At 66.0% G+C, this 21329-nt stretch carries 17 protein-coding genes; 14 read left to right on the top strand and 3 right to left on the bottom strand.

Annotation, left to right across the window (positions count from 1 at the left end):
* Positions 1 to 403: 403 nt before the first annotated feature.
* From AB0J29_RS10605 to AB0J29_RS10670, 14 genes are all read left to right on the top strand, one after another.
* Positions 404 to 3082 carry a valine--tRNA ligase gene (locus AB0J29_RS10605; RefSeq protein ID WP_364782602.1) on the top strand — a complete coding sequence of 893 codons (2679 nt, stop codon included), beginning with the start codon at positions 404 to 406 and terminating at the stop codon, positions 3080 to 3082.
* An 86-nt stretch (positions 3083 to 3168) separates the two neighbouring features.
* Positions 3169 to 4539 carry a folylpolyglutamate synthase/dihydrofolate synthase family protein gene (locus AB0J29_RS10610; RefSeq protein WP_364782843.1) on the top strand — a complete coding sequence of 457 codons (1371 nt, stop codon included), beginning with the start codon at positions 3169 to 3171 and terminating at the stop codon, positions 4537 to 4539.
* 13 nt (positions 4540 to 4552) lie between these two features.
* Positions 4553 to 4996 (top strand): DUF4233 domain-containing protein, encoded by a 444-nt coding sequence (locus AB0J29_RS10615; RefSeq protein WP_364782605.1) that lies wholly within the window; start codon positions 4553 to 4555, stop codon positions 4994 to 4996.
* A 45-nt stretch (positions 4997 to 5041) separates the two neighbouring features.
* Positions 5042 to 5458 (top strand): nucleoside-diphosphate kinase, encoded by a 417-nt coding sequence (gene ndk, locus AB0J29_RS10620; protein ID WP_364501309.1) that lies wholly within the window; start codon positions 5042 to 5044, stop codon positions 5456 to 5458.
* Positions 5459 to 6010: 552 nt separating this feature from the next.
* Positions 6011 to 9151: a translation initiation factor IF-2 N-terminal domain-containing protein gene (locus AB0J29_RS10625; RefSeq protein ID WP_364782608.1), complete on the top strand. Its 3141-nt coding sequence runs from the start codon at positions 6011 to 6013 to the stop codon at positions 9149 to 9151.
* A gap of 304 nt (positions 9152 to 9455) precedes the next feature.
* Entirely contained in the window at positions 9456 to 9767 is a 312-nt protein-coding gene (gene rplU / locus AB0J29_RS10630; RefSeq protein ID WP_040687720.1) for a 50S ribosomal protein L21, read from the top strand.
* Between the two features lie 40 nt (positions 9768 to 9807).
* Positions 9808 to 10074 (top strand): 50S ribosomal protein L27, encoded by a 267-nt coding sequence (gene rpmA, locus AB0J29_RS10635; RefSeq protein ID WP_063047669.1) that lies wholly within the window; start codon positions 9808 to 9810, stop codon positions 10072 to 10074.
* A 153-nt stretch (positions 10075 to 10227) separates the two neighbouring features.
* Complete coding sequence (obgE, locus tag AB0J29_RS10640) at positions 10228 to 11682, top strand: GTPase ObgE (RefSeq protein WP_364782611.1); 1455 nt, start codon at positions 10228 to 10230, stop codon at positions 11680 to 11682.
* A gap of 216 nt (positions 11683 to 11898) precedes the next feature.
* A complete protein-coding gene (gene proB / locus AB0J29_RS10645; protein WP_364782614.1) occupies positions 11899 to 13026 on the top strand; it encodes a glutamate 5-kinase in 1128 nt (375 codons plus the stop codon).
* Positions 13027 to 13426: 400 nt separating this feature from the next.
* Positions 13427 to 13573, top strand: coding sequence for a hypothetical protein (locus AB0J29_RS10650; protein ID WP_364782617.1), 147 nt, complete (start codon positions 13427 to 13429; stop codon positions 13571 to 13573).
* 284 nt (positions 13574 to 13857) lie between these two features.
* Positions 13858 to 14004, top strand: a complete 147-nt coding sequence (locus tag AB0J29_RS10655; protein WP_364782620.1) for a hypothetical protein — start codon at positions 13858 to 13860, stop codon at positions 14002 to 14004.
* 62 nt (positions 14005 to 14066) lie between these two features.
* Positions 14067 to 15302 carry an FxsB family cyclophane-forming radical SAM/SPASM peptide maturase gene (locus AB0J29_RS10660; RefSeq protein WP_364782623.1) on the top strand — a complete coding sequence of 412 codons (1236 nt, stop codon included), beginning with the start codon at positions 14067 to 14069 and terminating at the stop codon, positions 15300 to 15302.
* Positions 15303 to 15315: 13 nt separating this feature from the next.
* On the top strand, positions 15316 to 17097 hold the full coding sequence (locus AB0J29_RS10665) for an HEXXH motif domain-containing protein (RefSeq protein ID WP_364782626.1): 1782 nt from the start codon (positions 15316 to 15318) through the stop codon (positions 17095 to 17097).
* Entirely contained in the window at positions 17090 to 18325 is a 1236-nt protein-coding gene (locus tag AB0J29_RS10670) for an MFS transporter (RefSeq protein WP_364782629.1), read from the top strand. Before AB0J29_RS10665 ends, AB0J29_RS10670 begins: the two co-directional genes overlap by 8 nt.
* A 271-nt stretch (positions 18326 to 18596) precedes the next feature.
* Here the strand turns inward: AB0J29_RS10670 and AB0J29_RS10675 are convergent, their stop codons facing one another.
* The 3 genes from AB0J29_RS10675 to AB0J29_RS10685 all read right to left on the bottom strand — a co-directional run bounded on the left by AB0J29_RS10675 (position 18597) and on the right by AB0J29_RS10685 (position 21203).
* Positions 18597 to 19925 carry a hypothetical protein gene (locus AB0J29_RS10675; RefSeq protein WP_364782632.1) on the bottom strand — a complete coding sequence of 443 codons (1329 nt, stop codon included), beginning with the start codon at positions 19923 to 19925 and terminating at the stop codon, positions 18597 to 18599.
* A 103-nt stretch (positions 19926 to 20028) separates the two neighbouring features.
* A complete protein-coding gene (locus tag AB0J29_RS10680; protein ID WP_364782635.1) occupies positions 20029 to 20403 on the bottom strand; it encodes a hypothetical protein in 375 nt (124 codons plus the stop codon).
* A gap of 86 nt (positions 20404 to 20489) precedes the next feature.
* A complete protein-coding gene (locus AB0J29_RS10685; protein WP_364782638.1) occupies positions 20490 to 21203 on the bottom strand; it encodes an ESX secretion-associated protein EspG in 714 nt (237 codons plus the stop codon).
* Positions 21204 to 21329: the final 126 nt, after the last annotated feature.

The raw sequence follows: 21329 nt of genomic DNA on the forward strand, positions 1-21329 counted from the left end.
GTTGTGGATTCCCGGCTCGGGCCCGTTTCGGCGGTAAGCTCCACATGTAGGCGGAGTCTTCGGTGTCCCTCATCCACCGAAGACTCCGCCTTCTTTTTTCTATGCACTGGCCCTGTACAACGTGTCTGGAAATCATTCGGCATTCAGGACCATCCTTCTCGGATGTCCGGCACGCACGCCACGAGACTGCGCACCTCGGTTTCCGCTTCATCCGGGCTTGGTTCACCACACTGGAGTGCGGGCCAGCGCCTTCCGGTCCACCGACATTGGTCATCGGGGCTCGCGCGCCGGGCTCTCGGTCCCGAGGCGGTGCCCCGGATAGCGGGCAGTCGGCCGCAGGGCGCCGACACAGTTCCGAGACGCTCTTTTAGGAGCTCAGTGGCACCACCACTAGAATGCCGGGGTGACCAGCGCAGCCCCTGACAACCCGCGTAATCGTGCCGATGCCCTCCCCAAGAGCTGGATTCCCAGCGAGGTGGAGGCCGAGATGTACGAGCGCTGGGTAGCGGCCGGTTACTTCGCCGCCGATACCGCCAGCGACAAGCCTGGCTACTCGATCGTGCTGCCCCCGCCGAACGTCACCGGCAGCCTGCATATGGGCCACGCGCTCGACCACACCCTGATGGACACCCTCTCGCGCCGCAAGCGCATGCAGGGGTATGAGGTGCTGTGGCTGCCGGGCATGGACCATGCGGGCATCGCCACCCAGACCATCGTGGAGAAGCAGCTCGCGGTCGACGGCAAGACCAAGGAAGATCTCGGCCGCGAACTGTTCATCGACAAGGTCTGGGACTGGAAGCGGGAATCCGGTGGACAGATCCAGTGGCAGATGCGCGCGCTCGGTGACGGCGTCGACTGGAATCGCGACCGCTTCACGATGGACGACGGGCTCTCGCGGGCCGTGCAGACCATGTTCAAGCGCCTCTACGACGCGGGCCTGATCTACCGGGCCGAGCGCCTGGTCAACTGGTCGCCGGAACTGCGCACCGCCATCTCCGATATCGAGGTCAAATTCGACGATGTCGAGGGCGAGCTGGTGTCGCTGCGCTATGGCTCGCTCAAAGACGATGAGCCGCATGTGATCGTGGCCACCACCCGGGTGGAGACCATGCTCGGCGATACCGCGGTGGCGGTGCATCCGGAGGATCCGCGGTACAAGGATCTGATCGGCAGCACCATCGAGCATCCGATCACCGGACGCCGGATCCCGATCATCGCTGATGACTACGTCGATCCCGAATTCGGTACCGGCGCGGTGAAGATCACGCCCGCGCACGACCCCAATGACTTCGAGATGGGCCTGCGGCACAACCTGCCCATGCCGAGCATCATGGACGAGCGCGGCCGGATCACCGGCACCGGAACCGAATTCGACGGTATGGATCGGTTCGAGGCGCGGGTCAAGGTGCGCGAGCGGCTCGCCGCGGAGGGCCGGATCGCCGCAGAGAAGCGGCCGTACCTGCACAGTGTGGGGCATTCCGAGCGCAGTGGTGAGGCGATCGAACCGCGGCTCTCCATGCAGTGGTGGGTCAAGGTCGACTCGCTGGCCAAGGCCGCCGGTGACGCGGTTCGCAACGGCGACACCGTGATTCACCCGACCAGCCAGGAGCCGCGCTGGTTCGAATGGGTCGACAACATGCACGACTGGTGCATTTCGCGGCAGCTGTGGTGGGGTCACCGCATCCCGATCTGGTACGGCCCCGACGGCGAGGTGGTCTGCGTCGGTCCGGACGAGACCGCGCCCGAGGGCTGGGTGCAGGACCCGGATGTGCTCGACACCTGGTTCTCCTCCGGCCTGTGGCCGTTCTCCACCATGGGCTGGCCGGATTCGACCGAGGAGCTCCAGAAGTTCTATCCGACAAGTGTGCTCGTCACCGGCTACGACATCTTGTTCTTCTGGGTGGCCCGGATGATGATGTTCGGCACCTTCGTCTCCGACGATCATGTGCTCACCGCGGGTAAGGGCGGTGCGAAGCAGGTGCCGTTCAAGGATGTGTTCCTGCATGGCCTGATTCGCGATCAGTATGGCAAGAAGATGTCCAAATCGCGCGGTAACGGCATCGACCCGCTGGACTGGATCAACTCCTACGGAGCGGACGCGCTGCGCTTCACCCTGGCGCGGGGTGCGCAGCCCGGTGGTGACCTCTCGGTCGGCGAATCGCATGCCCTCGCCTCGCGCAGCTTCGTGACGAAGCTGTTCAATGCCACCAAGTTCGCGCTCATGAACGGCGCGCAGCCGGGCACGCTGCCCGATCGCGCCGCACTGACCGATGCCGACCGCTGGATCATCGATCGGCTCGAACAGGTTCGTGCCGAGGTGGATTCGGCCTTCGACGCCTACGAATTCGGTAAGGCGTGCGAGGCGCTGTACCACTTCGCCTGGGACGAACTGTGCGACTGGTATCTGGAACTGTCCAAGGTGCAGTTCGCCGCCGGTGGTTCGCGCGCCGAGTCGACCAGCGTCGTGCTCGGCAATGTGCTCGACGCGGTGCTGCGACTGCTGCATCCGGTCATCCCGTTCGTCACCGAATCGCTGTGGCAGGCGTTGACCGATGGCGAATCCGTCGTCATCGCCAGCTGGCCGCAGGCCACCGGTGTAGCCACGGATGGCACCGCCGCACAACGGATTTCGGATGCGCAGCGCTTGATCACCGAGATCCGTCGCTTCCGCAGCGATCAGGGGCTGGCCGATAAGCAGAAGGTGGCGGCCACGTTGATCGGCCTGGACGCCGCGGGTCTGACCGAACTGCACGATTCGGTGACCAACCTGGCCCGGCTCACCGAGCCCGGCGCCGAATTCGCCGCGACCGCCTCGGTCGAGGTGCGCCTGAGCGGGGCCACCGTGACGGTCGAGCTCGACACCTCCGGCGCCGTGGACCTGGTCGCCGAACGCCGTCGCCTGGAGAAGGACCTCACCGCGGCCGAGAAGGAATTGGCAACCACCACAGCCAAACTCGGTAACGAGGCATTCCTGGCCAAGGCGCCGGATCAGGTGGTCGACAAGATCAAGGGACGTCGCGATGTCGCCGAGGCCGAGGTCGCGCGCATCGGCGCCCGGCTCGCGGAATTGAGCGGCAAATGAACGCCGAACCGGAGCCACAATACGCCGACGACGAGCATCCGAAGCCGCGGCTCGGGTCCGGGCCGTCTCCGGTGGATCTGGCCGAAATGGCTTTGGTCGAGGCGGAATTGGACCGGCGCTGGCCGGAGACCAAGATCGAGCCGTCGCTCACCCGCATCGCGACGCTGATGGATCTGCTCGGCTCACCCCAGCAGAGCTATCCGGCCATCCACATCGCGGGCACCAATGGCAAGACCTCGGTGACCCGCATGATCGATGCGCTGCTGACCGCGCTGCACCGGCGCACCGGCCGGATCACCAGCCCGCATCTGCAGCTGGCCACCGAGCGGATCAGCATCGATAACGTGCCGATCACCCCGGCCAAGTATGTGGAGACCTACCGCGAACTGCTGCCCTATATCGAAATGATCGATATGCAGTCCGCCGCCGCGGATGGTCCGGCTATGAGCAAGTTCGAGGTGCTCACCGGCATGGCTTATGCCGCCTTCGCGGAGGCGCCGGTGGATGTCGCGGTCGTCGAGACCGGGATGGGCGGCCGTTGGGACGCGACCAATGTCATCGACGGACAGGTTGCGGTGATCACACCGATCGGTCTGGATCACACCGATTTCCTCGGCGACGATCTCGCGTCCATCGCGGGGGAGAAGGCCGGGATCATCAAACGTGCGCCCGAGGGCCTGGTGCCGCGCGATACCGTCGCGATCATCGCGGAACAGGAACCCGAGGCCATGGATGTGCTGCTGCGCCGGGCCGTCGAGGTCGATGCCGCGGTGGCGCGCGAGGGTTCGGAGTTCCGGGTACTGGCCCGCCAGATCGCGGTCGGTGGCCAGCAGCTCGAATTGCAGGGCCTCGGCGGGGTTTACGACGAGATCTTCCTGCCGTTGCACGGTGAGCATCAGGCCCGCAATGCGGTGCTCGCGCTCGCCGCGGTCGAGGCGTTCTTCGGTGCGGGTGCGGATCGGCAGCTCGATATCGAGGCGGTGCGTGCTGGTTTCGCGAGCGTTACCAGCCCCGGCCGGATGGAGCGCATGCGCAATGCCCCGACCATCTTCATCGACGCCGCGCACAATCCGGCGGGTGCGCGGGCGCTGGCCGCGACGCTGACCGCGGAATTCGACTTCCGCAAGCTGGTCGGTGTCGTCGCAGTGCTCGGCGATAAAGATGTGGCCGGCATGCTGGACGCGCTGGAGCCGGTTTTCGACGAGATCGTCGTCACCAACAACGGGTCGCCGCGGTCGATGGATATCGAACGCCTCGCGGACCTCGCCGTGCAGCGCTTCGGCGACGAACGGGTGGTCACCGCCGAGACCCTGCCCGATGCGCTGGAAACCGCCATTGCCATTGCCGAGGAGGCCGGCGATGCGGGCGAAATGGTTTCCGGCGCGGGCGTCGTGGTGACCGGGTCGGTCGTCACGGCGGGGGCGGCGCGGGCACTGTTCGGGAAGGATCCGGCGTGAGTAAGGAGACAGCGTGACCGAGTCAAACGGCGACGCCGCCGAGCCCGAGCGGTCCGACGGCGAGCCGCAGGTCCCTCCGCCCGCCACCGATCCGTGGAAGGGTCTGCGCGGTGTCATGGCGGGCACGCTGATCCTCGAGGCGATCACGGTGCTGCTCGCGCTGCCCGTGGTTGCCTCCGTTGGCGGCGGTATCGGCTGGTTCTCCGGTAGTTACCTCGTCATTCTCGCGCTGGTGATGATCCTCGGTGCCGGACTGCAACGTCGCCCGTGGGCGATCCCGTTCAATCTGGCCCTCCAGGTCCTGCTGATCCTCGGCGTCTTCGTGCACCTGTCCATCGGTGTCATGGGCGTCTTCTTCGGCGTCGTCTGGGGCTTCATCCTGGTGCTGCGTGCCGACGTCAAACGCCGGATGGAACTGGGTCTGCTGCCGAGTCAACGCAGTCAGGGCTCTTCTTAGCCGCCGGTTCGGTAACCGGGGGTGTCGCCTATTAGGCTGTGCGCCGTGACTGAGCAGACGTTGGTACTCATCAAGCCGGACGGTGTGGCCCGTGGCCTCGTCGGTGAGGTGCTGGCCCGGATCGAGCGCAAGGGGCTGAAGATTGCCGCCCTGGAGCTGAAGCAGGTATCCGACGAGTTGGCGCGCGGCCACTACGCCGAACATGCCGAGAAGCCGTTTTTCGGTTCCTTGATCGAGTTCATCACCTCCGGCCCCGTCGTCGCGGCCATCCTGGAGGGTCCACGCGCCATTGCGGCGTTCCGTCAGATCGCCGGCGGCACCGATCCGGTCGAGAAGGCCGTCCCCGGCAGCATTCGCGGCGACCTCGCGCTGCAGACCCAGGAGAACCTGGTGCACGGCTCCGATTCGCCGGAATCGGCCAAGCGGGAAATCGCGCTCTGGTTTCCCGAGTTCCCGGCCTGACCCACGGGCCTTACGCGTGAGCTGCGCGAGCCGGTAACAGCGCCGCGAGCCGGAGCCTCGCGTCCGTGAGGTAATGGGCGTGAGCTGCGCGAACCGGTGACATTGTCGGCGGCGCCGCGGGATGGAGCCTCGTGTCAGCGGGGTGAACTCGTGCGGCGATGGCGAGGCGTCGCCGCACTGTGTGGGATACTGGCAGTGGTTGCTGACGATATCGGCTGTTCGCGCAGGTACGCGGACGATCGGTGTCGGATGGTAACCGGATGACGCTGCGGTTCGATGCCGATCATCGCTGCCACGGACAGCTGGCCCGTTGCTGGGGCCGGAGGTTCGCGTCGGCACGCTGGATGAGCGCTCGCGCCGTGGAGTTCAGCCAACAGCCAGGCGCCGCGTGACCAGTTAGCCCGACCGACGAAAACCATTGGGTGTTAACCGGGCATGCGGGGCGAGACCAATTGACCTCGCGCCAACCGCGTGAGGTGAACGGACAGTGCCCCCGCGTCGGCCGCGTCACTCCTGCCAGGAGGGACGCGCCCGGGGACCCGAGGAGACTTCGTGGCCGATCAAGAGCCGCTGACAACAACATCACAGGATGCCGAACAATTGCCGGAGCGAATCCGAGTTCACGCGCTTGCCAAGCGGCTGGGGGTAACCAGCAAACGCATCCTGGCCAAGCTCGCCGAGTTGGGTGCCGACGCACGTAGTGCGCAATCGAATGTCGATCGAGCGGTAGCGGAAACGGTCCGCGACGCACTCGGCACGGTGGAATCCGAGGCCGAGGCCCCCGCGGCCGCCGTCCGAGAGCCGGCCGCCGTCCGAGAGCCGGCCGTATCCGATCCGGTCGTCGCCGCGCCGGAGCCGCTCGCCGCTCAGCGCGAGCCGCTCGCCGCTCAGCCCGAGCCGGGCCCCATCTTCTCCGCAAGTGAGCAGCCCGTCGCCCACCAGCCGACGCAGCTGTTCACCCCACCGGTTCCGCAGGAGCCGCATGTCGTGACGCCGGTCGTCTTCGAGGTCGCCGCACCGCTGTTCCTGCCGCCGGACGCCGCGGCTGCCGAGGAGGCGCGTCGGCAGCGTCGGGCCGAGCGCGATCACCGTCGCGCCGAGGAAGCCACAGTCGAGACCGCCGAGGAAGAGACCGAAACCACCGAGGACGAGTCGAGCGAACAGCAGGGCGATGCGGATCAGCCGCGCCGTCGGCGGCGTGGCCGTCGTGGTCGCGGACGTGGTCGGGGTGAACAGCACACCGACACCGAATCCGAGGGTGACGACAGCGAAGCCGCGGAGGAGGCCGCCGAGGACGAGCGGCCCGCGGAGCACGCCGCCAAGAGCGAGGCCGAAGCCGAGCCCAGCGACGACACCGAGACCGAGGACGAGGAATCCGGTGTGCCGGAGGGTTCGAGCCGCCGTCGCCGTCGCCGCCGTCGCCGCAAGGTGGCGGGGGAGGGCGCCGAGAGCGAGGGTGTCGCCGATGACGACCCGCCGAATACCGTCGTGCACGAGCGTGAGCCGCGCAATAAGAGCCGCAGCCGCACCACCGTCGACGAGGTGCAGGGCATCACCGGCTCCACCCGGCTCGAGGCCAAGCGGCAGCGCAGGCGTGACGGTCGCGAGGCCGGTCGCCGTCGCCCACCGATCCTGACCGAGTCGGAGTTCCTGGCCCGCCGCGAGGCAGTGGACCGGGTCATGGTCGTGCGCGAAAAGAGCTTTACGGATCACCCGACCGCGACCCAGGTCGCGGTGCTCGAGGACAACATCCTGGTCGAGCACTTCGTCACCAATACCGGCTCCGCATCGATGGTCGGCAATGTCTATCTCGGCAAGGTGCAGAATGTGCTGCCCTCCATGGAGGCGGCATTCGTCGATATCGGCCGCGGCCGCAACGGTGTGCTCTACGCCGGTGAGGTGAACTGGGAGGCCGCCGGTCTCGGCGGTAAGGAGCGCAAGATCGAGCAAGCGCTCAAACCCGGCGATCAGGTGCTGGTCCAGGTCTCCAAGGATCCGGTCGGGCACAAGGGCGCGCGGCTGACCACCCAGATCAGTCTGGCCGGACGCTTCCTGGTGTACGTGCCGGGCGGTTCGTCCACCGGTATCAGCCGCAAGCTGCCCGATACCGAGCGCAAGCGACTCAAGGAGATCCTGCGCGATATCGTGCCCGCCGACGCCGGGGTGATCATCCGCACTGCGTCGGAGGGCGTCAGCGAGACCGAGCTGGCTCGCGACGTCGAACGGTTGCAGGCGACCTGGCGCACCATCGAGAAGGCCGCCGAGGCCAAGGACAACAACACGCCCAAGACGCTGTACGAAGAGCCGGACCTGTTGGTCAAGGTCATCCGTGACCTGTTCAACGAGGACTTCTCCAGGCTGGTCATCGAGGGTGAGCGGTCCTGGAGCACCGTCGAGAACTACATCCGCACGGTCGCGCCGGATATGCTCGCCCGAGTCTCCCGGCACGAGAACAACGGTGTCGATGTCTTCGAGACCTACCGGATCGATGAACAGCTCGCCAAGGCGCTCGATCGCAAGGTGTGGCTGCCATCGGGTGGGACCCTGGTGATCGACCGGACCGAGGCGATGACCGTCATCGACGTCAATACCGGCAAGTTCACCGGTGCCGGTGGCAGCAATCTGGAAGAGACGGTCACCAGGAACAATCTGGAGGCGGCCGAGGAGATCGTGCGCCAGATGCGGCTGCGCGATATCGGCGGCATGATCGTCGTCGACTTCATCGATATGGTGCTGGAGTCGAACCGGGATCTGGTGCTGCGCAGGCTGACCGAGGCATTGGGCCGCGACCGTACCCGCCACCAGGTCTCCGAGGTGACCTCGCTCGGCTTGGTGCAGATGACCCGCAAGAAGCTGGGCACCGGGCTGGTCGAGGCGTTCTCGACGACCTGTGAGCAGTGCCACGGTCGAGGCATCGTCGTGCACACCTACCCGGTGGAGCTGGCGGGCGCCGAGGACGGTGCGCGCGGTGGCCGGGAGACCGGGTCGCGGCGGCGCCGTGGCCGGGACAAGGCCGCGGCGGCGAGCGCGCCGGCGGCGACCAATGGCACCGGGCATGCTGCCGAGGACGAGGCGGAGATCGCGGTCAAGCGGGCGCATCCGGTGGCGTTGGCGATGGCGGCGCATCAGTCGGAGGAGGCGACGCACGCCGAGGATGTGCACGCGGACGATGTCGCGGACATCGCGGTGGTCGCGGAAGTCGCAGCGGTCGATACCGATGTCGTCGCGGCGACCGATGCGGCTCCGGTCGAGGAGGTCGTAGTCGCCGAGTCCGTTGCGTCCGCCACCGAGGAGGTCGCGGCGGCGGAAGCGGTGGCCGAGGAGGCTGTCGAGCCCGCAGCCGAGGAGGTCCTGGCACCGGTCGGTGCTCGGATTTCGAGCTCGGTGGCGGATGAACCAGCGGTGCCCGCCGTAGTGCCGGTTGTGACATCGGAGGCACCTGCGGCGGCCAACGGTGTTCCCGAATCCGCGGCGCCCCGTACGACCGGCCGCAGACGTCGTGTGGCGCGTTCGGCCGCCGCACCGGCTGCGGACAGCGCCAGTGCGGTCTTCGTGCTGTCGACGGCGGATCAGGCGTCCGCAGGGCCCGTGGTGGACTACACGGCGGATGTGCCGGTCGTGGTGCCGACGCGCAAGCCGCGCCGCCGGGCCGTCGGTCGTCCTGCCGGACCGCCGGTGGACGACGTGAACTGATTACCACAATCGGATCCGAACCCGGGGCCCCCGCCGCATTCCGCGACGGGGGTCCCGCCTTTCGCGGGCACCGGTTTGGTCGGGGTGGTACCCGTCCTGTAATCTTGGACAGTCGCTGCCCGGCGACAGCGCTTATCCGCGCTGTATTCGTGACTCGGCTCGAAGCCGAGAGCCATCAGGTTGCTGAGGCGGCGGTGACTACCAGACCAGAGTGCTGTGGTTTCCAGCCGGAGTCATCCGTGCGGGAGCAGACAGCAGCGCGAGCACGAGCCGCGCACATGACAGGAAGAAGGGCAGCCGACCGATGGCAACGTACGCGATCGTCAAGACCGGCGGAAAGCAGTACAAGGTCGCGGTCGGTGACCTGGTGAAGGTCGAGAAGATCGAGGGTGCGCCGGGTTCGTCCGTGGCGCTGGCCCCGGTTCTCGTGGTGAACGGCGCCGAGCTGACCACCGATGCGGACAAGCTGGCCAAGGTTTCCGTGGCCGCCGAGGTGGTCGAGCACACCAAGGGCCCGAAGATCCGCATCCACAAGTTCAAGAACAAGACCGGCTACCACAAGCGTCAGGGTCACCGTCAGCCGCTGACGGTCCTCAAGGTCACCGGCATCAAGTAAGCCTTCGCGCTTTCTCGAATTACTTCACAGGAGTTCAGAAATGGCACATAAGAAGGGTGCATCCAGCTCCCGCAACGGTCGCGATTCGAACGCCCAGCGACTCGGCGTCAAGCGTTTCGGTGGCCAGACCGTTTCGGCGGGCGAGATCCTGGTTCGCCAGCGCGGCACGCACTTCCACCCCGGTGTGCTCGTCGGCCGTGGTGGCGACGACACCCTGTTCGCCTTGGCGGCGGGCAAGGTCGAGTTCGGCACCAAGCGTGGCCGCAAGACCGTCAACATCGTCGTTCCGGAGCCGGCCGAGGCCTGACCGCCTCTAGCCAATCCGAAACAGCTGAGCGGGTCAGGGTGCATTTCCCTGGCCCGCTTTTCGCGTTCCCGAAGGATCGCGTTCCCATAGCGCAGGTTTATTCGAGCGACCTGCAAGCAGTCGACGGCTACCACCGAGGAGGATGATTCGGACATGTCCAAATTCATCGACCGTGTCGTATTGCACGTGCGTGCGGGCAAGGGTGGTCACGGCTGCGCCTCCGTGCGCCGCGAGAAGTTCATGCCGCTCGGCGGTCCGGACGGCGGTAATGGCGGACGCGGCGGGGATGTGATCCTCGAGGTCGACTCGAATGTGCACACCCTGCTGGACTTCCACTTCCATCCGCACGCCAAGGCGAGCAACGGCAAACCGGGCGAGGGCAGTAACCGCGACGGGAAGCAGGGCACCGACCTGGTGCTGAAGGTGCCCGACGGGACCGTGGTGCTGGACGACGACGGTAAGGTGCTCGTCGATCTGGTCGGTGCGGGCAACAAGTTCATCGTGGCCCGTGGCGGACGCGGCGGACTCGGTAACGCCGCGCTGGCCTCGAGGGCGCGCAAGGCGCCCGGTTTCGCGCTGCTCGGTGAGGATGGTGAGGACGGCGATCTCGTCCTCGAGCTGAAGTCCGTTGCCGATGTGGGGCTGGTCGGGTTCCCGTCGGCGGGTAAGTCCTCGCTGGTGTCGGTACTTTCGGCCGCCAAGCCGAAGGTCGCGGACTATCCGTTCACCACGCTGGTGCCCAATCTCGGTGTGGTCTCCAGCGGTGACACCACCTTCACCATCGCCGATGTCCCCGGGCTGATTCCGGGCGCGAGTGAGGGGCGTGGTCTCGGGCTGGATTTCCTGCGGCATCTGGAGCGCTGTGCGGTGCTCGCACACGTTGTGGACTGTGCGACGCTGGAGCCAGGACGTGATCCGGTTTCCGATGTCGATGCGCTCGAGGCCGAACTCGCCGCCTACAAACCGGCTTTGGATGCCGATACCGGGCTCGGTGATCTGGCCGATCGGCCGCGCGTGGTGATCCTGAACAAGGTCGATGTGCCCGATGGCGCCGAGTTGGCGCAGATGGTCACGTCCGAATTCACCGCCCGGGGCTGGCCGGTTTTCGAGATTTCGGCGGTGAGCCGAGCGGGCCTGCGCCCCTTGACCTTTGCGCTCGCCGAGATGGTCGAGCAGTATCGGACCGCGCATCCGAAGGCTGCGCCGAAGCGTCCGGTGATCCGCCCGATCGCGGTGAACGAGACCGGCTTCAGTGTGATCGCCGACCCGGAGGAGCCGGGTGGCTTCATCGTGCGCGGGCCACAGCCGGAGCGCTGGGTGCGTCAGACCCAGTTCGACAACGACGAAGCCGTCGGCTACCTCGCCGACCGCCTGGCTCGCCTCGGTGTCGAAGACGAGCTGGTGAAGCAGGGCGCGAAGCCCGGTGCACCGGTCACCATCGGCGATGTCACCTTCGATTGGGAGCCGCAGATCTCCGCGGGTGTGGATATGGTTCCAACTGGTCGCGGGACCGATATTCGACTGGAGCAGAACGACCGGATCAGCGCCGCCGAACGCAAACACGCGTCCCGAGTGCGCCGCGGCCTGGTCAAGGACGACGAGGAATAACGTGCGAACCGCGGGCTTGTGGTGTGCGCCGGAGGCTGGCATGCCGTTTCGGCGAGCGCTGCGATTCGGTCCGCCCATTCGGCGAGTGTCGGAATTCGGTGGCGGCCAATGCGTTCGGGGCGCAGTGCTGCGCCCGGCGGATTCGGTCGCACTGGTGGGTACGACGAGTTCTTTTGCGGTACAGGGAGTTCGGTTGCGATGCAGGTGAGTTCGGGGATGGCTGGAGTGGTGTCGCAGTCTGGGCTGAGTGAGGCCAGGACGGCGATCGCTTCGGCGCGCAGTGTGGTGGTCAAGATCGGGTCTTCGGCGCTGACCAGCCTTAAGGGCGGGCTCGATATGGCGCGATTGGATCGGCTCGCCGATGCGGTGGAGGCGCGGATGCGGGCCGGATCCGATGTGGTCGTGGTGTCCTCCGGTGCGATCGGCGCCGGTATCGCGCCGCTGGGATTGACAAGTCGCCCAAGGGATCTGGCCACCAAGCAGGCCGCGGCCAGCGTCGGTCAGCTGGCCTTGGCGCATGCGTGGGGCACCTCGTTCGCGCGGTTCGGGCGCACGGTCGGGCAGGTGCTGTTGAGCGCTGACGATTTCTCACGTCGGGAACATCACCGCAACGCCCAGCGCACGCTGGACCGGTTGCGCTCGCTCGGCGCGGTCGCTGTGGTGAACGAAAACGACACCGTCGCAACGGAAGAGATCCGGTTCGGCGATAATGACCGACTCGCCGCGCTGGTCGCACATCTGGTCGGCGCGGACGCGCTGGTGCTGCTCTCCGACGTCGAGGGCCTCTACGACGGCGATCCGCGCAAGGGTGCCGCCACCTTCATCCCCGAGGTCCGCAGCAGCGCCGACCTCGACGGCGTCATCGCCGGCAGTGGCGGTGCACTCGGCACCGGTGGCATGGCCTCCAAGCTCTCCGCGGCCCGGCTGGCCGCAGACGCCGGCGTCCCCGTTCTGCTGGCCGCCGCCACCGAGGCCGATATCGCGCTCAGCGCCGGCACCGTCGGCACCGCGTTCGCCGCCCGTCCGGTCCGCCTCTCGGCCCGCAAATTCTGGGTCCGCCACGCCGCCGACAGTCGCGGTGCCATCCTCATCGATGAGGGCGCCGTCCAAGCCGTCGCCCATCGCCGACGCTCCCTCCTCGCCGCGGGCATTACCGGCGTCCGCGGCCGCTTCCACGGCGGCGACGTAGTCGACCTCATCGCCCCGGACAACCGCATAGTTGCCCGCGGCGTAGTCGAATACGACAGCACCGAACTCTCCGGCATGCTCGGCCGCTCCACCACCGAACTCCCGGACACCATGCAACGCCCGGTGATCCACGCCGACGACCTGGTCAAGGTCTGAGCCCTGCAGCGCGCCATCGGTCCTGTCGACACCGATCGGAGCGTCCGCCGGAATTCGAGTATCCGCGCGGTGGCCACCTCTCCGGCGAGAGAGCCTTGCGGCCGGCAACGATAGTTTGCCATCTGGCGACCCGAATTGCTGGTCTTTTGTCGGCCGGTGGCCCGCGCATGAAGAAGGTATGCGGAAAGAGACTGCTCGGCATTTTCCCATAAATGGGGAATGGCTGAACCATGCGAGATGAGTTGTGCTGCAGTAGTATCCGTTATTGGGTCCGTAAATAGTCGGACCCAGGAAGATTATTCTCGCCGCGCCCAGTATCGGGGGATACCCTACTTTTCATTTGCCTCTTTATGGGGTGAACCTGTGCTGCGCGAAAGGCGAGAACGAAGGAGGATTTGTCATGGGCAATCTTGCAGACCTCGCGGATCTGAAGCCGGAACAGTTGACCGAGGCCGCGAGCCCTGCGCTGCGCGCGGCGATCGAGCGGCATAGGGACGGCAACTCTTCGAGTATGAACTTCAATTCGTTTATCAACCCGGATTACTAGTCGGGTGCACGCGTGCGACGCGAACCGTCGCACGCGTGCCCAGCCCGGCCAAGTAAAATATGGGTTCGGTGCCCTTGGAGCTGTCTCGGCGCGAAGAATTGCGGCCTGCGGCGGGTTGGCTGCCGAGCGGCTGCGAAAATTGAGTGGCAGCCGCAGCCTTTCATGGAATCGACCCTGGAAGATTATTCTAGCCGCGCCCAGTATCGGGATACCTCATTTTTCATTTGCCTCTTTATGGGGTGAACCTGTGGTGCGCGAAAGGCGAGAACGAAGGAGCATTTGTCATGGGCAATCTTGCAGACCTCGCGGATCTGAAGCCGGAACAGTTGACCGAGGCCGCGAGCCCTGCGCTGCGCGCGGCGATCGAGCGGCATAGGGACGGCAACTCTTCGAGTATGGCCTTCCAGTCGTTTATCAACCCGGATAACTAGTCAGTGCACGCGTGCGACGCGAACCGTCGCACGCGTGCCCAGCCCGGCCAAGGAAGTGAAGTATGGGTTCGGTGCCCTTGGAGCTGTCCCGGCGCGAAGAATTGTGGCCTGCGGCGGGGTTGGATGTCGAGCAGCTGCGAAAAACGGGGTGGCAGCCGCAGCCTTTCGTGGAATTCGTCATCAAGATTCACAGCCGGTGTAATTTAGCTTGTGACTATTGCTATATCTACGAGATGGCCGATCAGAGTTGGCGTGATCAGCCGAAGACCATGAGTCATAAGGTGTTCGCCGACGCCTGCCGCATGATCGGTGATCACGCACGCCGATTCGACCTGCCCAGGGTGGACCTCGTGTTGCACGGTGGTGAACCACTGATGGTCGGTCATCGGAATCTCGCGGAATTCGCACGTACCGCGCGGGCACTGTTGGAACCGATAACCGAGGTGCGGCTGGGGATACAGACCAATGGAGTGCTGCTCGACGAGGAATTCGTCGACATCTGTGACCGGTGGAATATTCGGATCGGCGTCAGTATCGACGGGGATGAGAGCGGTCAGGACCGGCATCGCCGGGACCGGCGTGGCGAGGGCAGTTATAGCCGGGTGGTGGCTGGCCTGGCGCAGTTGGCGCCGCCGGATCGAAGGGCGCGGCTGTTTGCCGGCCTGCTGTGCACGATCGATATCGATAACGACCCGGTCCGGACGTACGAAGCGCTTTTGGCATTCGATCCGCCTGCGGTCGATTTCCTTCTACCGCATGGCAACTGGGCGACTATGCCCCCGAACCTGGTCGGCGGAGATGATGCCACGCCCTATGCCGACTGGTTGGTCGCGATCTTCGACCGTTGGTACCAGGCGCCCGAGGTAGAGACCGGGGTGCGGCTCTTCGAGAGCATTATCGCGTTATTGCTCGGTGGGCGGGCGGCATCGGAATCGGTTGGCCTCGAACCCGTTCGATTGGCAGTAATCGAAACGGACGGAACTCTGGAGCAGGTCGACGAACTGAAGTCGGCCTTCGCGGGCGCTACCAAGCTGTCCTGTTCCAAGCAGGGCAATCCGCTCGATGCGGCGTTGTGGGAACCATCCATGGTGGCGCGTCAGATCGGGGTCGACGCGTTGAGTCCGACGTGTCGCAGTTGCTCGATACACACCATTTGTGGCGGCGGTCACTACGTCCACCGGTACAGCGCGGACAACGGATTCCGCAATCCCTCGGTGTACTGCGCCGATCTGACGGCATTGATCCGGCACATCGGGTCGCGCCTCTTATCCGACGTCGACACCGCCAAGCTCGAGTGACAGGAGTAGGGATATGTCCACAACGGTGACCGGAATAGATGATGCCGCTATCTCTTTGAGTTCGGGATATGGCACCGAAACGGCGCTTGCGACGCTGGTGAGTGGAATGCTGACCACGCGAATGATCCTGCTGCGCACGCTCGTTGCCGAAGCCACGGTTCGGCCCGAGGTCAGCGATGGCGCCGGATTGCATGCGGCCTATCAGGCTCTCGCTGATCTACAGCGCACCCATCCCGCCGAAACCGCGGATCTGCTGGCGTACCCGCACCTCGGACCGTGGCTCGCCCACGTTCTCGGTCGCATATACGCCGACGATGATTCGTCGACGCCGCTGTGGGCGGATTGCGGCTACCTGGGCTGGCTCGCTGCCGCCGGTGGCATCGCATGTCTGCCGGACGGCTCGATGCGAGTCGTCGTTCGCAACGGTGTCGTGATGCTGCCGGGGATCGGCATGGCGCGGCTCGGGCCCGCCGACTTCTGCGGCCATTGCGAATTGAGCTGGGCCAGCGACGGCTCCATCGGTTTCACGCAGTCCGGCAGAAGTGTCCTCGTGCCGAGCCCGGACTACGAAGCTGACCCGGACTGGCTGCCGTTGCGACAGGTGCGCGGCGAAGCAGGTGAACACACGACGTTTCTGGACGACCTCGATCCGTTTCGCGATCTGGCCAAAGATCGGCCGGTGCCGCCGCGACTCACGGCAGGCCATGCGGAATTGTGGCAGCGGGACTTCGCTGACGCCTGGGCTCTGCTGCACCGTGACTTCGAGCGATACCTGATTCCGATGCGCAGCTGCCTGCGCACCGTGGCGCCGTTGACTGCGCGGCCGCATGCGGCCAGTACCAGCCACACCTCGTCCAATGGTGTCGGCTGCGTCTACACCACAGCACCTGCCGACTCCTGTCAGCTGGCGCTGACCATGATCCATGAGATCCAGCACACCAAGTTCACCCTGCTGATCGATCAGATCCTCCTATTCGACCAGGACCCGTCCTGTCGCTTCTATGCGCCGTGGCGTGACGACCCGCGTCCCATCATGGGTTTGGCGCACGGGATCTATGCCTTCTTCGGTGTCACCGATTTCTGGCGCGTCCATCGCAACGCCGAATGCCACGGTTCTATGCAGTCGCATGTCGAATTCGCATTGTGGCGCGTCCAGGTAGCGGGTGCTATCGAACAGGCGATGGAATCCGGATTGCTCACCGCAACAGGGGAACACTTGATGCGGACATTGCGCGATGGCATCGCCGACTGGGCGGCCGAGGAGCTGCCCCATGCGGCTGGGCTCGCCGCCTCCGAGATCTCCACAGCACACCGCACCTTCTGGCAGGTGCGCAACCTGCTGCCGGTGGCGGCGGATATCGATGAGTTGGCGGCTCGGTGGCGGGCCCGGGCGGCGCGGCCCGAAGCGCTGGCGCCGTCGGGGCCGGTCGATCAGGACTCGATTCCCGATAGCCATCGGCGCCTGCATCTTTCGGTCCAGCTGAAGGAGATCGACAGTGTCGCGGCAGCGGCGCTGTCGATCGAGGATCAGCCCGTCGGTGACAAGGCATACCTCGCGCAAGACCTCCCGCTTGCGGCAGCGTTGTATCTGGAGCAACTGCGTTCGGATCCGTTGCGGCCGCAGCTGTGGGCGGGGCTGGCACTGACGCTGCCGAAACTGAACCCCGATATCGACTTTCGCATCCTGAGTGTGCGGGCCGAAGTCGTGGCACGGCTCTATCAGGCATTGCGCTCGGAATCCGACGAGGTCGAGGTGCTCGAGCTGATCGACTGGTTGTCGGGCATCCATGGCTAGCGCTGGGCTGCGCGCCAACCGGAACTTCCTGTTGCTGTGGTCCGGTCACGCGCTATCGCAGTTGGGCTTCCATGGTGTCCGGATCGCCTATCCACTGCTGGTGCTCACGCTGACTGGTTCCCCAGCGGCTGCCGGATGGGTCGGCTTCGCCATTGCCGCGCCGAGCTTGATCTTCCAGATTCCGGCCGGAGTCGTCGCCGACTACGGCGACCGAATCCGGATCCTGGTGCGTTGCCAGCTGGTCGGGTTGGCTGCGACCGGGCTGGTCGCCGCGGCGATCTACGCGCGATTGCCAGGCCTCGTCGTGATTGCCGTCGCCGCAGCGTTCGTCGAGGGTTGCGTAAACGTCTTCGTCGGTGTGAGCGAGTTGGCGGCCGTGCGTGATGTAGTGGCGCCCGAACAACGGCCCGCCGCGTTCTCCTTCCTGGAGGCCGAACAGCCGATCGCAGCTCTTTTCGGTCGGGCGGCTGGTGCCACCGTGTATGGCGTCGCGCGCTGGCTACCCTTCGTGGCCAACGCGGTGTCATATGTGGTCTGTCTCATCACACTGATGCTGATTCGGCAGGTCTCGGGCACGCCGTCAGCAGCTGACCGAACAGCCCGGCCTTCGACGGCTCGAAGTATCGCGGACGGATTGCGCACGGCGTGGTCTGATCGATTCCTTCGGGCCTCGACGACAATGATCGCTGCGTCGAATGCCGTTATCCAGGTGGTGCTGCTGCTGATCATGGTCGAGCTGGCGGCAAGCGGGTACTCCGCATGGATCATCGGGCTGGTCCTCGGGTCGGCGGGTCTCGGCGGCATTCTCGGTGCCGCCGGCGCTGCCCGGCTGATCGCCCGCTTTCCGATCCGGCTTGTCTATCGGGTTGCGCTCTGGGTGTGGACCGCGCTACTGGTACCAATTGCGTTGAGCACCAATCCTTTTGTGTTGGCCGCCTGCTGGGCGGGGATCGGAGGGATCGGCGTCGTCAGCAATGTGGCATTGACCGTGTACCGGGTCGAAGTCATCCCCGAGCAGATCCTCGGTCGCGCGGTCGCGGCCATGGGTTTGTTCTGCAACGCCGCCGTCGCGCTCGGTGCGCTCGGCGCGGGCTATCTGCTGTCCACCCTCGGCATCGTGGTGACCCGATGGGGCGCGTTGGCTGCGATGCTCGCCCTGGCAATCTGCGCGGGCACCAGCATCGTTGCGCACCGGTCCGCGACCCCAGCTCCGGTATCCGCGCCCTGACGCTGGCTGCTCTTCGGCGTGGGGGTCTCATGTCTCCCCGCCGCTCACTGGCCGAAGCAGCTCGCACCCGCGAACGGATCGTGCGGACTGCTGCCGAGGAGGCATCGAGCATCGAGTTGGAAGAACTGCTGGCGCGATGCCAACGATGGGAAGCGGGCGTCGACCCCAACGGGCAGTGCCAGCCGCGGTCGAAACGGCATGACGACAAAACAATCGCGGTGATGTGGCTCGGATCAGCTGCGGGTGGATGCGTTGACCAGTGCGGAGCTGCTCATCGCTGACTGCCGTCGGGGGTCGGGATGACGCCTGGTTGGTTGCTGGTCGGTGAGGGTTGGGAGGGGCCGGTTTGGTCGGGGATCGGGCCGGTGATGCCGGGCTGGCCGCCTGGGTCGGGGAAGGGAGAGGTTGGTCCCGACGGGGCGGGGGCCGGGGGCGCCGCAGGTAGGGGTGCCTGTTCGGTTGGGGGTGCTGGCGCGGAAGGCGGTGGCTGCTGCGTTGGGGGCGGTGCCTGTTGGGGCGGAGCCGGAGGGGGTGCCTGCTGGGTTGATTGCTCCGGTGTCGGGGTGGGCTGCGGTGCCGGGGATTCCGGTGCCGCGGGTGCCGGGGAGGGCAGTGGGGCGGGGGCAGGCTGAGGCGATGGAGCCGGGGCAGACTGCGGTGCCTGGGAATCCGGGGTGCCGGGTGCCGGTGCGTCCGGAGTTGGTTGTGGTGCTTGTGATTCCGGCGAGGGGGCAGGCACCGGTTCCGGTGTGCCAGGGGCGGGAGCTGGCTCCGGAGTTGCCGGTGCTGGCGTGGGCTGCGGCGCTTGTGATTCCGGTGTCGATGGGGCTGGCGCTGGTGTGGCTGGGTCCGGAGTTGGTTGTGGTGCTTGTGATTCCGATGTCGACGGTGTTGGCTCCGGCACCTGTCCGTCGGGGGCTGGTGTTGGTTCGGTGGCTTGATCGCTGGGCTCGGTGTACTGCTGCTGCGAGTGCTGGGGTGCCGACGGTGTCGTGCCCGGTGTGCCGGGTAATGCGGGTGGTGCGGGGAGAGTGGGGACGGCGGTGCCTGCCATGTGGTAGGCGGGTTTGTAGATCATGTTCATGGCGAGGACGGCTTCTTGGCGCAGCGCCTCGTCGGCCATGTGCGCATTGATCACATTGGCGGCTTCGAGCAGTCGGGCGATGGCGCCGATCGGGCCCGAATTGCCCGGCGGCACCACGGCGATCTTCACCGCTTCCGCCGCTGCGGCCACCGCGCCGAGGCGGGCGCCGACCTGTCCCATGATCGCGGCGAGTTCATCGACGGAGTCGGCGTAGCTGCGGGCACTCGCATATGCGGCTTCGGCGGCGGCGCCCTCCCAGGCCATCGAATTCATCACCCGATCCGAGCCGGCGCGGGTCAGCGGAAACGAACTGGCCAGCGTCCCTGCGACTTCCAGCCACGTGACCGATGCATTGAGGATCCGCCCGGCATCGATCTGTTGGGTCTTGGCGTAGATCTCCTCGTGCGTCATCGACTCGAAATGCTCCATCGAGTCGATGTAATCGGGATCATTGCCGGGCCTGCCCGTCGCCCGACCACCATCTCTCGTGGAATCGTTTGGCGATGCTGTACTCATGACCGCGCCTCGCTGACGCTCGGCCCCGCTATTCCCACCGCGCGCTGTGTCCCGATTCGCGCACCGAGCGTCCGACAGTCGAAATCACTCCGCGATCCGGCGCTCATCGCGGCACCCGCGTCTCGATAGCCCGCAGCGCCGCGGCGTTCGCGGCGTCGGCCTCCTCGAACAGCCCGCCGCTGATCAGGAAAGCTTCCTTCATGCGGTAGGCGGCTTCGATGTAGTGATCGAGCAGGGTGGCGGCGTCACGGGCCTTGTGCGCGAATCCAGCCTGCAACTGCTGTGCGGAGATGAATCCACCGAAGCCATCCAGCTCGCCCACCGATTCGAGGCGCTGGCGTAGCTGGATGAGCCGGTCGGCCTGGTTGTCGTACATTTCGGCGCAACGTCGCGCCGCGTCCGGATCGAACCTGATGGTGCCTGCCTGTGCCTGCTGTTTGAAGCGGGCGATATCGGTTCGGCTGCTCTCGATCGTCATGCACCACACCCCCCGGGGATCGGTCGGTTCGCCTCAGACTAACCGTTACCCGTGCCTCCGGATGAAATAGTTCCGGTCGGTGCGAACTATTGGGCCGGCGCGGGAATGCGTTTCTGCAGCTGCGTCGCGAGTTGTCCGGCCGAGGCCGGCACGATGTGCACGGTTTCGCCCGCTTTGATCAGGTAGCGCCCGTCGCCCTTGACATCGATCCAGGTGTAGTGGATCGGCGGCTGCGGTGACGGGTGGTCCAGCCGACCCTCGATCCGGATATGCCCCTCGGCGGTGTGCGGCTTCAGCAGCAGCCGCCGTATCGCCGGCACCATCCGCTGCGATACGACCACCGTCTCGTCATCGCGGATCGCATCGGCGGATGCCGCCCGCGCGGGTTCGTGTCCGGCCGGGACCGCGGGCAGCAATGCGGCGATCCGAGTGCCGAGCTTGGCGCTGTGCCCGATCGAAAGTCTTACGCACCCACCGAAATCCGGTCCGGAACCGGGTTCCTGGATAGCCAGGACGGCGCGATCGTAGATCGCACAGGCCAGCAATCGGATTTCGCTGCCGGAACCATGTCCGCCGCCGATCGCCACGATCCTGGTCTGCGGTGCGGCCAAGATCCGCAGGCACGCCGACAGGTCCGGATCGCTGCGCAGCGGTAATCGCTCGTCCAGCTGTGCGCGCAATGTGTCGGCCTCGGCCTCGGTGCGCGGCGTCTCGAGAATGCGCAGCGGGTACGGGTGACGATCCACTTCGGTCTCGCGCCAGATATGGGCGAACTCGTCCGGGGTGAAGGTCCAACTCACGCCGAATTACTCCTCACAACCACGAACGTCCGGGCTCCTGCTGGCGACTGCTTGCAGGTCGCTCGAGAGGGCCAGCCTACTGGTGCCTCGAAGCGTTCGAACCAAGTCTGCGGCAAGCAGTACCAC

The organism is Nocardia sp. NPDC049707 (assembly GCF_040674855.1).
GTDB lineage: Bacteria > Actinomycetota > Actinomycetes > Mycobacteriales > Mycobacteriaceae > Nocardia.